Origin of the sequence: Paracraurococcus ruber, from assembly GCF_004353985.1 — a bacterium.
GTDB lineage: Bacteria > Pseudomonadota > Alphaproteobacteria > Acetobacterales > Acetobacteraceae > Paracraurococcus > Paracraurococcus ruber.
This window is the reverse complement of record NZ_SMOA01000014.1, coordinates 20,337-34,638: the sequence shown is the minus strand read 5'-3', so window position 1 is coordinate 34,638 and position 14,302 is coordinate 20,337. Positions and strand designations below refer to the sequence as shown.

The 14,302-nt window shown below is 72.4% G+C and carries 12 protein-coding genes; 3 read left to right on the top strand and 9 right to left on the bottom strand.

Features of this window, described 5'->3' with window-relative positions:
• Positions 1 to 24: 24 nt before the first annotated feature.
• From frr to rpsB, 4 genes are all read right to left on the bottom strand, one after another.
• The gene (frr, locus tag E2C05_RS05220) at positions 25 to 597 is read right to left on the bottom strand and encodes a ribosome recycling factor (protein WP_133218548.1); all 573 of its coding nucleotides are present in this window, start codon (positions 595 to 597) and stop codon (positions 25 to 27) included.
• Positions 598 to 671: 74 nt separating this feature from the next.
• Positions 672 to 1,403, bottom strand: coding sequence for a UMP kinase (gene pyrH / locus E2C05_RS05215; protein WP_133218547.1), 732 nt, complete (start codon positions 1,401 to 1,403; stop codon positions 672 to 674).
• A gap of 245 nt (positions 1,404 to 1,648) precedes the next feature.
• A complete protein-coding gene (gene tsf / locus E2C05_RS05210) occupies positions 1,649 to 2,569 on the bottom strand; it encodes a translation elongation factor Ts (RefSeq protein WP_133218546.1) in 921 nt (306 codons plus the stop codon).
• Positions 2,570 to 2,728: 159 nt separating this feature from the next.
• Complete coding sequence (gene rpsB, locus E2C05_RS05205; protein ID WP_133218545.1) at positions 2,729 to 3,598, bottom strand: 30S ribosomal protein S2; 870 nt, start codon at positions 3,596 to 3,598, stop codon at positions 2,729 to 2,731.
• Positions 3,599 to 3,908: 310 nt separating this feature from the next.
• On the opposite strand from rpsB, the gene E2C05_RS05200 reads away from it, so the two are divergent.
• The 3 genes from E2C05_RS05200 to E2C05_RS05190 all read left to right on the top strand — a co-directional run bounded on the left by E2C05_RS05200 (position 3,909) and on the right by E2C05_RS05190 (position 6,823).
• Positions 3,909 to 5,231, top strand: coding sequence for a hypothetical protein (locus E2C05_RS05200; protein ID WP_133218544.1), 1,323 nt, complete (start codon positions 3,909 to 3,911; stop codon positions 5,229 to 5,231).
• A 155-nt stretch (positions 5,232 to 5,386) separates the two neighbouring features.
• Positions 5,387 to 5,671 carry a hypothetical protein gene (locus tag E2C05_RS05195; RefSeq protein WP_133218543.1) on the top strand — a complete coding sequence of 95 codons (285 nt, stop codon included), beginning with the start codon at positions 5,387 to 5,389 and terminating at the stop codon, positions 5,669 to 5,671.
• Between the two features lie 159 nt (positions 5,672 to 5,830).
• On the top strand, positions 5,831 to 6,823 hold the full coding sequence (locus E2C05_RS05190) for a Bug family tripartite tricarboxylate transporter substrate binding protein (RefSeq protein WP_133218542.1): 993 nt from the start codon (positions 5,831 to 5,833) through the stop codon (positions 6,821 to 6,823).
• Between the two features lie 330 nt (positions 6,824 to 7,153).
• Here E2C05_RS05190 and E2C05_RS05185 read toward each other — a convergent pair whose 3' ends face one another.
• The 5 genes from E2C05_RS05185 to E2C05_RS05165 form a co-directional block, all read right to left on the bottom strand.
• Positions 7,154 to 8,650 (bottom strand): amidase, encoded by a 1,497-nt coding sequence (locus E2C05_RS05185; protein WP_133218541.1) that lies wholly within the window; start codon positions 8,648 to 8,650, stop codon positions 7,154 to 7,156.
• A 219-nt stretch (positions 8,651 to 8,869) separates the two neighbouring features.
• Positions 8,870 to 9,442 (bottom strand): GNAT family N-acetyltransferase, encoded by a 573-nt coding sequence (locus tag E2C05_RS05180; protein ID WP_133218540.1) that lies wholly within the window; start codon positions 9,440 to 9,442, stop codon positions 8,870 to 8,872.
• Between the two features lie 187 nt (positions 9,443 to 9,629).
• On the bottom strand, positions 9,630 to 11,561 hold the full coding sequence (gene rpoD / locus E2C05_RS05175; RefSeq protein WP_133218539.1) for an RNA polymerase sigma factor RpoD: 1,932 nt from the start codon (positions 11,559 to 11,561) through the stop codon (positions 9,630 to 9,632).
• A gap of 75 nt (positions 11,562 to 11,636) precedes the next feature.
• A complete protein-coding gene (gene dnaG, locus E2C05_RS05170) occupies positions 11,637 to 13,541 on the bottom strand; it encodes a DNA primase (protein WP_133218538.1) in 1,905 nt (634 codons plus the stop codon).
• 169 nt (positions 13,542 to 13,710) lie between these two features.
• Entirely contained in the window at positions 13,711 to 14,175 is a 465-nt protein-coding gene (locus E2C05_RS05165) for a GatB/YqeY domain-containing protein (RefSeq protein ID WP_133218564.1), read from the bottom strand.
• Positions 14,176 to 14,302 lie beyond the last annotated feature (127 nt).

Sequence of the window (14,302 nt, the reverse complement as noted above, 5' to 3'; positions counted from 1 at the left end):
GCTTGGGGGCACCGGACACCGGGCTCAGACCTGCCTGATGTCCTTTTCCTTGTCGGCCAGCGTCTGGTCGACGGTCTTGATGAACTGGTCGGTCAGCTTCTGGATCTCGTCCGACCAGGTCTTCGCCTCGTCCTGGCTGATCGGCGCCTTCTTGTCCTTCTCCTGCGCCTTCGCCTGCTCCATGCCGTCGCGGCGGACGCCGCGGATCGCGACCTTCGCGGCCTCGGCGTATTTGTGCGCGGTCTTCACCAGTTCCGTCCGCCGCTCCTGCGTCAGGGGCGGCAGCGGCACGCGGATCACCTGCCCCTCGGTCTGCGGGTTGAGGCCGAGGCCGGAGTCGCGGATGGCGATCTCGACCGCCTTCACCACCGACTTGTCCCAGACCTGGACCGACAACAGGCCGGGGCCGGAGACCGAGACATTTGCCACCTGGTTCAGCGGCTGGTTGTTGCCATAGGCCTCGACACGAATGGGCTCGAGCAGCGCCGGGCTGGCGCGGCCGGTGCGCAGGCCGGAGAATTCCTTCTTGAGCAGTTCGATGGCGCCATCCATCCGGCGCGTCAGGTCCTGCTTGAGTGTCTTGAGGTCGGCCGGCATGGCCCCTGGTCCCCCGTATCGTTGGCACGGCCCGGCCGGCGCGGAACCCCTCGGCCCGGCGCCGGCGGCGCCGGCTAGTGCTCCAGCACCGTGGTGAATTTGCCCTCGCCGCGCATGACGGCGGTGAAGGCGCCCGGCTCGTGGATGTTGAACACGATGATCGGCAGCTTGTTCTCGCGGCAGAGCGAGATCGCGGCGGCGTCCATCACCGCCAGGTCGCGCGCCAGCATGTCGAGATAGGTCAGCGTCACATAGCGCTCGGCCTGCGGGTTCTTCCGCGGGTCGGCGGAATAGACGCCGTCTACCTGGGTGCCCTTCAGCAGCGCATCGCAGCCCATCTCGGCGGCGCGCAGCGCGGCGGCGGTGTCGGTGGTGAAGAACGGGTTGCCCGTGCCGGCGGCGAAGATGACGACGCGTCCCTTCTCCATGTGGCGGATGGCGCGGCGGCGGATATAGGGCTCGCAGACCGACTGCATGGCGATCGCGCTCTGCACCCGGGTCGGGATGCCGGCCTTCTCCAGCGCCGACTGCATGCCGAGCGCGTTCATCACCGTCGCCAGCATGCCCATGTAGTCGGCCTGGGCACGGTCCATGCCGGCAGCGGCGCCGGCGATGCCGCGGAAGATGTTGCCGCCGCCGATCACCAGGCATACCTCGACGCCGAGCGCCACCACGCCCTTCACGTCCTCGGCGATGCGGCGGAGCGTGGCGGTGTCGAGGCCGTAGTCGCGCTCGCCCATCAGTGCCTCGCCGGACACCTTGAGCATGACACGCTTGTAGCTGGCGGCTGCGGGCGCTGTGCTCATTATGGGACCGTCACGGCAGGCGGCTGAAGATAGGCACCCCCCTCCCGCCGGGCAAGCGCGGGAATCAACACCGCCCTGAGAGGCCGGGTGGGGTGCGGCGGCCGGGGGCGGCGCGGGCCGGCCGGCCGGCGAAGTACACGCTCGGCAACGGTACCGGGCGGCGGTACCGGCGGCCCTGGGTGCGCCCGGGCCGGGACCCAGGCGGTTGGCGCGGCTGGGGGAGGCCCCTGCCGCGCCGGGCAGGCTCAGGCCGGCGCGGTGCCGGCGGCGGCCGCGACCTCGGCGGCGAAGTCCGGGCCGGTCGGCTTGTCGATGCCCTCGCCGAGCTGGAAGCGGGCGAAGCCGGTCAGGCTGCCGCCCGCCTTGCGGACGATCTCCTTCACCCGGGTCTCGCCGTCATGCACCCAGACCTGCTCCAGCAGCACCACTTCCTCGTAGTACTTGCGGATCCGGCCCTCGACCATCTTCTCGATCACCGCCGGCGGCTTGCCGGACCCGCGGGCCTGCTCCTCGAGCACCGCGCGCTCGCGTGCCAGGGCCGAGGGATCGACCACCGAGACGTCCAGCGCCTCCGGCCGGGCGGCCGCGACATGCATGCCGATCTGCCGGCCGAGCTGCTCCAGCGCGTCGATCTCCGACTTGCCTTCCAGCGCCACCAGCACGCCGATCTTGCCGAGCCCCGGCTTGATGACGTTGTGGGTGTAGGTGGCCACCGTGCCCTCATTGACCTCCAGCCGCTTGGCGCGGCGGATGGTCATGTTCTCGCCGATGGTGGCGATCAGCCGCGTCAGCTCCTCGGCCACCGAATGGCCGGTGCCGGGGAAGCGCGCCGCCTTGATCGTCTCGACATCGTCGCCGACCGAGAGGATCAGGCCGGCGACCTCGGAGACGAAATTCTGGAACTGCTCGTTGCGCGCGACGAAGTCCGTCTCAGCATTCACCTCGACCATGGCGCCGACCTGCGGCGCGGTGGCGACGCCGACCAGCCCCTCGGCCGCGACGCGGCCGGACTTCTTGGCGGCGGCCGACAGGCCCTTCTTCCGCAGCCAGTCGATCGCGGCTTCCATGTCGCCGCCCGCCTCGGTCAGGGCCTTCTTGCAGTCCATCATCCCGGCGCCGGTCTTGTCGCGCAGGTCCCGCACCATCGCGGCGGTGATCTCGGCCATGGGGGCTCTCCCGTGTCCTTCGGCTTCGTACAGGTCGGCTGGCAGCGTCGCGGCTGGCAGCTTCGGCCGGAACGCTGCCGGGCGGGGCCTGTGCGGCCGCCGCCCGGAGCATCCTGCCGGCATCGGATCCCGCCCGGCTGCCGCCGGGGCGGGCGGGCGTCAGGCGGTCTCGGCGGGGGTGCCTTCGGGCTCGCCCGCCTGGACCATCGTCTCCAGGGTCCCGGCGTCGAGGCCGGCCGTCGGGCTGGCCTGGGCCTCGGCCAGCACGGGCTCGCCCTCGGTCAGGTCGGGCTCGGCCACCACCTCCTCGGACGCGCCGAGGTCGACGCCGCTGGCCTGCAGCTCGGCCGAGATGCCGTCGAACACCGCGCCGGCGACCATGTCGCAATAGAGGTTGATGGCGCGGATCGCGTCGTCATTGCCCGGGATCGGGAAGGCGACGCCCTGCGGATCGGCGTTGGAGTCCACCACGGCGACGACGGGGATGCCGAGCTTGTTGGCCTCCTCGATCGCCAGCTTCTCCTTCACCACGTCGATCACGAAGATGATGTCGGGCAGCCCGCCCATCTCCTTGATGCCGCCGAGGGCGCGGTCGAGCTTCTCCTTCTCCCGCGTCAGCATCAGGACCTCCTTCTTGGTGAGGCCCTGGACGTTGCCGGAGAGCTGCTCCTCCATCTGCTTCAGGCGCTTGATGGAGCCGGTGATCGTCTTCCAGTTGGTCAGCATGCCGCCGAGCCAGCGGTGGTTGACGTAGTACTGGCCGCAGCGGGTCGCCGCTTCCGCCACATACTCCGCCGCCGCCTTCTTGGTGCCGACGAACAGCACGCGGCCGCCGGCCGCCACCACGTCCCGCACCGCCCGCAGCGCGCGGTCCATCATCGGCACGGTCTGCTGCAGGTCCAGGATATGGACCTGGTTGCGCACGCCGAAGATGTAGGGGGCCATGCGCGGGTTCCAGCGCCGCGTGTGATGGCCGAAATGCACGCCGGCCTCGAGCAGGGCGCGCAGGGAAACCTGTGGCATCGCCATGGGGCGAAATCCTTCCAAGACAGTCCGGTTGGGCCTCCGCGGCGCGTTCCGGGATGTCTCCCCGGACCGGACCCCGCCCCCCTGGCAAGCCAGGGGAAGGAAGGGCGCGCCGCGTGCGGATTTGCCGGCGCGGGACACCTCCCCCGCCGGCGGCGCCCCTATGGCATGCCGGGCGGCCCGGGGCAACAGCCGCGGGCGGCCGATGCCGGCCCGGCAACACGTCCGCGTCAGGCCGGGCCGCGGCGGGCAGACAATGTCCCGGGCCAAGCCCTACTGCCGCATGCCGCAGCGCAGCAAGGAAGGGGCGCCGATGACCGCCATCACCGGATCGGGCGCCGTCCCGCAAGCCCGGACGGCGCCGCGCGCCTGGCTGCCCTGGTGGCTGCCGGCGACGCTGCTTGCCGCCGCCATCGCCGTGCCGATGCTGCTGTCGCCCTACCCGCCGCTGCAGGATTTCGCCGAATGGGCGTATCAGGGGGCCCTGCTGGCGCGGTTGGCCAGCGGGCAGCCGGTGCCCGGGGTGGAGCTGGTCGGGCATCCCGTGCCGAACAGCCTGACGCAGGCGATCCTCGGCCTGCTCTGCCTGGTCCTGCCGCCCGCCGTCGCGGCGCGGGTCTTCGTGCTGGCCCTGCTCGGGGCGGGGCTCGCACTGTGCCTCGCCCTAGCCCGCCGCTGGCAGCCGGGCGCGGCGCGGAGCCTGGCGGTGGTGCTGCTGGTCTCCGTGGTCTGCAATGCCACTTTCTGGAACGGCTACCTGAACTACCAGCTTGGCCTGCTGCTGCTGGCCGGCTGGTTCCTGCTGCCGGCGCCGCGGCGGCTGCAGGCCGGGCCGATCGCCGCCTTCGGCACGGCGATCTTCCTCTCCCACGCCGCCACCTTCGCCGCCTTCGCCGCGGTGGTGGGGGCGGAGGCGCTGCTGGCGCGGCGGCTGCGCGGGGCGGTGATGGGCCTCGCGCTGCCGGGGCTGCTGGGCGTCTGGTACGTGCTGGCGGGCGATGGCGGCGGGGAGCCGACCAGCGCCATGGGCGGCGTCGCGCGGTTCCTGGCCTTCAAGGCCTATACGGTCGCCAAGATCGGGCCCTACCACAATTTCGTCTTCGCCGGCGGCGGCGACGAGGTGCTGCGGCCGGCGGCCTACTGGGCCGGCAGCGCCGCCAACCTGACCTATGCCGGGCTGGTCCTGGCGGCGCTGGCGCTGGGGCTGTGGCGCGGCGGGGTCCGGCGCTGGCCGCTGCTGCTGGCCGCCGCGGCGCTGCTGGCACTGTTCCTGCTGCTGCCGCAGAACGCCCGCGGCATCGTCAATCCGGGCGAGCGCCTGATGCTCCCCGCCCTGCTGGTGCTGCTGCTGGCGGTGCCGCTGCCGGCCTGGCCGCTGCGGTTGTCCGCCGGGCTGGGCGGGCTGGTGCTGGCGGCCAATCTGCTGGCCTTCGCCATCCCGGCGCGCGACTGGACCGTGCCGGTGCATTTCCGCGACCTGGAGGCGGCAGGCGGCGCCGCGGCGCTGTTCCGGCATCGCCCGACCTCCTTCGCCTGCAAATGGGCGGCGCTGGAGACTGCGGATGCGCCGATTTCCTTCCGGACCAGCCTGCTGCGCTCGGCGGGGGAGGACTTCTACTGCCCCGTGCCGCCGTGACGGCGCGGCCGCGCCCCCGCCCGCCCCCGCTTTCCCGTGCCCGGGGGCGTCGCAGCCGCCACGATCCTGCCGCAGCCGCCACATCGGCGCCGCGGTGGCGCCGAAGCCACGCCATGCGGCTCCGGCAAGTTGCCTCCCACAGGAGGTTCCCGACCATGACCAAGCGCCTGCTCGCCGCCGCCGGCCTCTCCGCCGCCCTGCTGCTGGGCGGCTGCCAGAACCCCGATGGCTCGACCAATTGGGGCAACACGCTGCTGCTGGGCGCCGGCGTCGGCGCCGCCGCGGCGCTGGCTGCGGGCGCCGCCTCCGACCAGCCGCGGCACCGGCACTATGCCGGCGGGTATGGCGGCTACCGTGGCGGCTATGGCGGCTATCGCGGCGGCTACCAGCCGGCCTATGGCGGGTATTACGGCCGGCCCGGCTATTACCGCGGCTGGTGAGGCCGGGGATCGACGGCACCGGGATCCGCCGCGCGGCGGATCGGCTTGACAAGAGCGCGCCGGGCGCCCGGCGGCCGCGCGCGGACGGCATCCGGGTTCAACAAAGCCGCCGCTCGCGCTAGCGTTCCTGCCAACAAGACCGGCAGGGAGGGCAAGCCTATGCGTCGCACGAGACGGGAATTCGGCAGGCAAGCCGCGGGGCTTGGGCTGCTCGCGGGGCTCGGCCCCGCCACCGCCCTGGCACAGGCAGAGGCCCCGTGGCCCAACCGGCCCATCACCATGCTGGTGCCCTGGGGCGCCGGCGGGTCCACCGATGCCTTCGCCCGCATCCTGGCCGGGCATCTGCAACCCATCCTCGGCCAGCCCGTCCCGGTGGAGAACCGGGTCGGCGCCAACGGCACCATCGGCATGGCCGCCGCCGCCCGGGCGCGGCCGGATGGCTACACCGTGGTGGTGGCGCCCAACAGCACCTATGCCATCGCGCCGCTGATCTACCAGGTGCCCTACGACGCGGAGCGCGCCTTCACCGGCGTCGGCCTGCTGGCCGCCATGCCCATCTTCGCCTGCGTCCACCGCGACTTCCCGGCCCGGACCCTGGCCGAGTTCGTCGCCCTGGCGAAGCAGCCGGGCCGGCGGGAGACCTACGCCAATCCCGGCATCGGCGCGACCACCCACCTGGCGGCGGAGTGGTTCCTGCAGCTCTCCGGCGCGCCGGTGATGGAGGTGGGCTATCGCGGCGGCGCCCCGGCCATCCAGGCGGTGCTGGCGCGGGAGGCGAGCCTGGTGCTGATGCCGGCCTCCGCCGTGCTGCCCATGATGCAGGCGGGCGACCTGCGGGCGCTGGCGGTCACCACGGCGCAGCGGAGCCCGCTGGCGCCCGAGGTCCCGACCTTCCGCGAGCTCGGCTTCGACGGCTATGAGGTGGTCGAGCACCTGGCGATGCTGGCGCCCGCCGGCACCCCACCGGCGATCCTGCGGCGGCTGAACGCCGCCTGCGCCCAGGCCCTGACGGCGGCGGACACGCGGGACCGCTACGCGTCCCTGGCCGTCACGCCGATCGTCGAACCGCCAGAGGCCTTCCCGGCCTATCTGGAGAAGGAGACGGCGAAATGGCGCGCCCTGGTGAAGGCGCGCGACATCAAGGTGCAGTAGCGCTGGGCTGGCGCCGGCGTCGCGGCACGGGCGACGCGCCCGCGTCGCGGGTTTGGCGTGGGCGGCTACGGCGACACCAGCGGCGTGCGAGCGGCACGCCCGCGCCTCGGGGCTGGCTCCCGCCCGACCGGCCGCCGGCGTCGGGCTGCAGGCGCCAAGCTTAAGGCACCAGGGCGCGACCTTGGCCGGAGGGACGCGCGAGACGCCGGCGCCCCCGTCGAGGCCGGCCGGCATGGTCATGGTGCGCGGCGCGTCGCCGCCACGCGGTCGGCGCCTGGCCCCACCTCGGGCGATGGCGGTGGGCAGGCGCCGGGGCGCCTGCCCTGGCGATCAGTCGAAGCCGAGGAAGCCCTCCATCCCGGCGATGGGCGCCGCCGCCGCGAGCGCCGCGATATCCGGCAGCGGCCGGCCGAGCGTCGCGTCGCCGGCCAGCGCCTCCTCCAGCGCCGCGGCGACGCCGAGCAGGAAGGCATCGCCGCCGCGCGGCCCGACGATCTGCAGGCCGAAGGGCATGCCGTTCGCGTCGCGGCCGAGCGGCAGGCTGATCGCGGGGTGGCCGGTCAGCGTCACGTAGTAGGCCAGGGCCAGCCAGTGGAAATAGGTCCGTGTCGGCTGGCCGTCGATCTCGCGCGGGAACAGCTCGCGCCAGTCGCGCGGGCTGATGGTGATGGCCGGCGTCACCAGCACGTCATGCGTCTCGAAAAAGCGCTGGAAGTCGCGGTAGATGCGGGTCTGCGCCGCCGCCGCCCGCGCCGCGTCCTCCAGGCTGTAGCGCAGCCCTTCCTCGACATTGGCGATGACGTTGGGGCCGCAATCCTGCGGCCGCGTCCGCACCTTCTCCAGATGCGCGCTGAGGACCATCTGCGCCCGCAGCACCTCGAAGGCCTCGTCGCCGCCGCGGCAATCCGGATGCGCCTCAGCGGCGGTGCGGAACAGCGGCGCGATGGCGGCGACGCGGCTGCGGAAGGCCTCGCGCACCACGCGCTCGGTCGGCGCCTGGCCGAGATCCTCGCTAAAGCCGAGGCGGAGGCCGGCGAGGTCGATCCGCCGCGCCGGGTGGAACAGCGCCGGCTCCCCGCGCACCGGCCGGGCGTGCAGCGTATAGGCCAGCGGGTCGCGCGCATCATCGGAGGCCATGGCGCCGAGCAGCAGCGCGGCATCCGCCACCGTCCGCGCCATCGGGCCCAGCACCGGCAGCGGCGACCAGCCATGCGCCCGCTTCTCGGAGGTGACGAGGCCGGCGCTCGGCCGGTAGCCGACGATGCCGCAGAAGGCGGCGGGGTTGCGCAGGCTGCCGCCGGTGTCGGAGCCAGAGCAGAGCGGCGCCATGCCCGCCGCCAGCGCCGCGGCCGATCCGCCGGAGGAGCCGGCGGCGGAGCGGGTATTGTCGAAGGGATTGCCGGTCGCGCCATAGACCCGGTTGCGGGTATTGGCGCCGAGGCCGAATTCCGGCGTGTTGGTCTTGCCGATGACGATGCCGCCGGCGGCGCGGATGCGCGCCACCATGCCGCAATCCGCCGCCGGCACGAAGTCGGCGAATAGCGGGCTGCCATAGGTGGTGCGCAGCCCGGCCGTCTCTTCCAGGTCCTTGATGCCGACCGGCAGCCCGTGCAGCGGGCCGAGGTCGTCGCCGCGCATCACCACCGCCTCGGCCTCCCGCGCCGCGACGCGGGCGCGGTCCTCGTCCAGCGCCACCATGGCGTTGATCGACGGGTTCACCGCGGCGATGCGGGCGAGGCAGCTTTCCAGCAACTCGACCGGCGAGAGCGCCTTGCGGCCGATCAGGCGGCGCGCCTCGAGCGCGGTGAGGTCGCAGGGGTCGGCCAAGGCAGGCTCCTCGTCACGCAACGGAGGCCACCGGGGTAGACCCGTCCTCCCGGCGCGGCAAGCGGGGGCACGCGGGAGGGGCGGCGCGGCGCGGCCGGCAGCCCGATGCGGGGCCCGGCACGGATCGCGGGCGCGGGCGGACGAGCGACCCGGCCAGGGCGGCACCGGCCGGGCACGGATCGCCGGCCTCCCGCGGCGCCGGCCAGGCCGGCCGGTGGGTCAGCGCTGCCGCAGCCGGTCCGGGATGGGCAGGCCGAGCCGGGCCGGTACCTGCCAGACCTCGCGCACCGTGCGCAGCCAGGCGAAGCCGGCGGCCATGTAGTTCGGGAGGGCACGCGGGTGGTCGGCGGTGCAGGTGTTCACCGTCAGCCCACGGGGCAGCTCCGCCCAGGCGGCGTCGATCGCATGGCGCAGGAAGGCGCGGCCCAGGCCCTGCCCGATGGCATGAGGCAGCAGCCCGAAATAGGAGAGGTTGATATGCGGCCTGTTGCGCCGGTCTAGCTCGTAGAAGCCGGCCGGCTCGCCATCCCGGTAAAGGACATGGATGGACACGCCGCGGTCGCCGAGGATGGCGGCAAGCTCGGCATCCGGCAGGGTGCGGCGCAGCCACCAGACATAGTCCTGCCCGACCGTGTGGTAGAGATAGCGGTAGAAGCCGACGCTGCACCGGCCGACCCGGGCCACCGAGGCATCCGGCGGCAGCGCCGGCCCAGGCTCTGCCGGGCGGCGATCCATGCGCAGGAAGGTCACGTCCACCGCGACCGGGATGATGGTCTCCACGAGCCTGCCCATCACTGCCAACCGCTTGCCGCCTTCCCGCCGCCGCGCGGCAGGATAGCCGCGGCCGCGCGGCCTGTCCCCTGTTGTCCTGGCCCTGGTTGTCCCGGTCCTGGCCCCCTCGGCCGCAGGGCGCGGGGCGTGTCGTGGCCGCGCCGCCGGCGGCCGCGGCCCCCGGCGCCCGCGGCCAGGGCGCCGCGCGTCAGTTGTCGAGGAAGCTGCGCAGCTTCCGCGAGCGCGACGGATGCTTCAGCTTGCGCAGCGCCTTCGCCTCGATCTGCCGGATGCGCTCGCGCGTCACGTTGAACTGCTGCCCGACCTCCTCCAGCGTGTGGTCGGTGTTCATGCCGATGCCGAAGCGCATGCGTAGCACCCGCTCCTCGCGCGGCGTGAGCGAGGAGAGCACCCGCGTCGTCGCCTCCCGCAGGTTGGACTGGATGGCGGCGTCCAGCGGGATGATGGCGTTCTTGTCCTCGATGAAGTCGCCGAGGTGGCTGTCCTCCTCGTCGCCGATCGGCGTCTCGAGGCTGATCGGCTCCTTGGCGATCTTGAGGACCTTGCGAACCTTCTCCAGCGGCATGCCGAGCTTCTCCGCCAGTTCCTCCGGCGTCGGCTCCCGCCCGATCTCGTGCAGCATCTGCCGGCTGGTGCGGACCAGCTTGTTGATCGTCTCGATCATGTGGACCGGGATGCGGATGGTCCGCGCCTGGTCGGCGATGCTGCGGGTGATCGCCTGCCGGATCCACCAGGTGGCATAGGTGCTGAACTTGTAGCCGCGGCGGTACTCGAACTTATCGACCGCCTTCATCAGGCCGATATTGCCTTCCTGGATCAGGTCGAGGAATTGCAGCCCGCGATTGGTGTATTTTTTGGCGATGGAGATCACCAGGCGCAGGTTCGCCTCGATCATCTCCTTCTTCGCCTGGGTCATGTCCCGCTCGCCGCGCGAGACGGTGGCATAGACCCGGCGGAACTCGCCGATCGGCAGGTTGGTGTCGTTGGCGATGATCGCCATCTGGGCGCGGACCGATTCCACCTCGTCCCGCGACCGGGCGATGAAGGTCGGCCAGGCCTTGCCCTTCAGCTTGGTCAGCCGCTCGAACCAGGCGGGGTCCAGCTCGCTGCCGCGCCAGTGCTCGAGGAATTCCTCGCGCTTCACCTTGCTGGCCTCGGCCAGGCGAAGCACCTGGCCCTCGAGCGCGGTCAGCCGGCGGTTGATATGCTTGAGCTGCTCGACCAGTTCCTCGATCCGGTTGTTGTGCAGGTGCACCTTCTGCACCAGCGCCACCAGCTCGGCCCGCGACTTCTCGTAGGTCTTCTCGGACTTGCCCTGCAGGTCCTCGCCGGCGGTGTAGGCCTCCATGCGCTTGAGCTGCAGCTTCTGCAGCTTGGCGTAGTTCGCCTCGATCGCCTCGAAGGCGGCCAGCGCCTCCGGCTTCAGCTTCTCCTCGAGCGCCGACAGCGACAGGCCAAGCCCCTCGCCCTCCTCGCCCTCCTCGAATTCCTCGTCCTGCTGGCTCTCGGCGGCGGCCGCCGCCTCCGGGTTGTCGGCGGCGTTCGTCGCCTCCAGGTCGATGACGTCGCGCAGCAGCATGCGGCCTTCCTTGACCGCCTCATGCCAGGCGATGATCGCCTTGAAGGTCTGCGGGCTCTCGCAGAGCCCGCCGATCATCATGTCCCGCCCCGCCTCGATCCGCTTGGCGATGGCGATCTCGCCCTCGCGCGACAGCAGCTCGACGCTGCCCATCTCGCGCAGGTACATGCGGACGGGGTCGTCGGTGCGGCCGAGGCTCTCCTCGTCGACGTTGCCACCGGACTCCTCGTCCTCCTCCTTCTCCTCGTCCTTTTCCTTGGCCTTGGCGGCGGGCGCGCCCTCGGGCTCCTCGCCCTCCTCGGCCTCGACCAGGTTGATGCCGAGGTCGGACAGGGTGGCCAGGTGGTCCTCGATCACCTCGGACGAGACCTGGTCCGAGGGGAGCGCCGCGTTCAGCTCATCGACCGTGACGTAGCCGCGTTCCTTGCCGCGGGCGATCAGCTTCTTGACCGCGGCCGACTGGATGTCGATCAGGACGCCTTCCACCGCCTCGTCCCGGCTCTCCACCGTCTCCGTGCCGCCAGCGACCTTGCTCGCCATGCCGTCCGCTCCATCGACGCGACAGGCCCCGCCAGTGCCGGTATTCCGGGCCGGCGGGATACCCGTGCAATGCCCCTACCCTATGGTGCTCGCACGCGATGCCTGGGGACCCTCCCCGGGCTCCCCCTCGGCCGCCTCATCCGGGTCGGACTCCGTCTCGCCACGCCGCAAGGCGTCGAGAGCCCGCTTCAACCGGATCAGCCGCTGCTGCGCGGCCGGGTCGTAGGTCTCGGTCAGTTGACGCTGCGCGTCCGCCAAATCCTGGACCAGATCCGCCTCACCCCGCAGCAGGCCGAAGAAATGCCACCAGCCGTCCAATGCCTCCTTGGGCTGGGCCGTGGGCTGCGCCGCGGCGCAGAGCCCAGTGGCCCGGGTGGCCCAGGTGACGGCATTCCCCATCCCGCACTGGGCGAGGTGGCCCGTCAAGGCAGCCGAGTCAAGCGGTTCCGCCGTGCCGAGCCAGGCCAGCATCGCCGCCCGCAGGCCCTCCGCCTCGCCGGCCGGCAGATCGAGCGACATCAGCGCCTCCTCCACCTCCGGCAGCAGCAAGGGGTGGCGAACAAGGATGGCCAGAAGGTTGCGCGCGCGCTCCCGCCGGATGGCGTCGCTGTCCACCGCCGGGCGGGCCATGATGCGGAAGGCGGCCGGCCGGCCGGCCCAGGGCGCTCCGCCGCCGCGGCGGCCGGGGCCGGGCGCGGCCCGCCGGGTCTCCTCCCAGAAGCGGTCGAGCAGGGTGCGGCGATACTCGCCCGACAGGACCCGGTCGGGGATCGCCCGCGCCGCCTCCTCCAGCCGGCCCCGCAGCGCCGCGCGCTGCTCCGGCGTCTGCCGCGGCCGGCCCTCCGCCAGCAGGTCGAACAGCGCGGCGGAAAGCGTGCGGGCGCCATCCAGCACCGGCTGGAAGGCCCTGGGCCCGCCCTTCTGCAGCAGCGTGTCCGGATCCTCCCCGCCGCTCAGCGCCGCCAGCTTCAGGCTGCGCTCGGCCGTCAGCAGCGGCAGCGCCGTCTCCGCCGCGCGGGCGGCGGCGCGGGCGCCGGCGGCATCGCCGTCGAAGCACAGCACCGGCTCCGGGCTCAGCTGCCAGAGAAGCTCCAGCTGCTCGGAAGTGAGCGCCGTGCCGAGCGGCGCCACAGCCCCGGCGAAGCCCGCCTGGTGCAGGGCGATCACGTCCATATAGCCCTCGACCACCAGGACCGGGGCGCCGCGGAAGGCCCCTTCCCGCGCCAGATCCAGGCCATAGAGGCCCTGCCGCTTGCGGAACAGCTCCGTCTCCGGCCCGTTGACGTATTTCGGCTGGCCATCGCCCAGGATCCGCCCGCCGAAGGAGATGGTCCGGCCGCGGCGGTCGCGGATCGGGAACATCACCCGGCCGAAGAACATGTCGGAGTATTGCGCCCCTTGGCCGGCCTCAGGCCGGTCCGGGTCGCGCTGCTTCATCAGCCCGGCGGCGACCAGCTGCGGCGGCTCGATCCCGTCGGATTTCAGTTCGGCCGCCAGGGCCCCGCGGCCCTCGCCCGACCAGCCCAGGCCGAAGCGCGCGATGGTCTCGTCCGACAGGCCGCGGCGGCGGAGATAGTCGAGCGCCGGCCGCCCCTCGGGCAGGAAAAGGCGGCGGCGATAGGCGGCCTCGGCCGCCGCCAGCACGCCATGCAGGTCGCGCGCCCGCCTCTCCCGCGCCGCCGCCTGGGGCGTGGGCTTCGGTACCTGCATCCCGGTCTCGGCGGCCAGGCGCTCCACCGCCTCGGGGAAGGTCGCGCCCTCGGCCCGCATGAGGAAGGTGATGGCGTCGCCATGCGCGCCGCAGCCGAAGCAGTGGAAATGGTCGTCATAGACGTAGAAGGACGGCGTCTTCTCGTTGTGGAAGGGACAGCAGCCCTTCCACTGCCGGCCGTTACGGGCCAGCCGGGTCCTGCGGCCGATCAGCCCGTGCAGGGGCGTGCGGACACGCAGCTCGTCGAGGAAGGCGGGGGGTAGCGCCACCGGTCCGAAGGCCTCCTTGCTGCCCTGGGGAGTGGGGACAGGGAAGGACCTCCCTGCCCCGATGCCCCCCACAACCCGCTAGTCCCTGCGTCCAGCTTCCCTGCGTCCAGGCGCCCGGGGCGGATCGCGGAGCGGCATGGACGCCGCGGCGCGTGGACCCGCCCTGCGATCAGGACCCGAGGGCAGCCTTCACCAACGGCCCGGCCTTGCCCAGGTCCATGCTGGCGGCGTGCTTCGCCCGCAGCACGGCCATGACCTTCCCCATGTCCTTCACGCTGGCCGCGCCGGTCTCGGCGATCGCCGCCTGGATGGCCGCCTGGGTCGCCGCCTCGTCCATCTGCTGCGGCAGGAAGGACTCGATCACCCCGATCTCCGCCTCCTCCTTCGCCGCCAGCTCCTCCCGCCCGCCCTGGCGGTAGAGCTCGACCGACTCGCGGCGGGACTTCGCCATGCCGCGCAGCATGGCGACGATCTGCTCCTCGGGCACCTTATCGACGCCCGAGGGCCGCGCCGCGATGTCCGTGTCCTTCAGCTTGGCCAGGATCATTCGCAGGGTGGAGGTGGTGGCGGCATCCTTCGCCAGCATCGCCGTCTTCAACGCCTCGGTGAAACGGGCGCGGAGCTCCTCGGCCATGGCGATTCCCTTATCCGGCTTGGTCACGCCAGGGGCTTTAGGGCGGATCGCCAGCGGGCGGCAACGCTTCGAAACTGGGAAGTAATTTCCCATTCGGGCCGTCGAGGTTGATCCGGGAAGTCTTTTC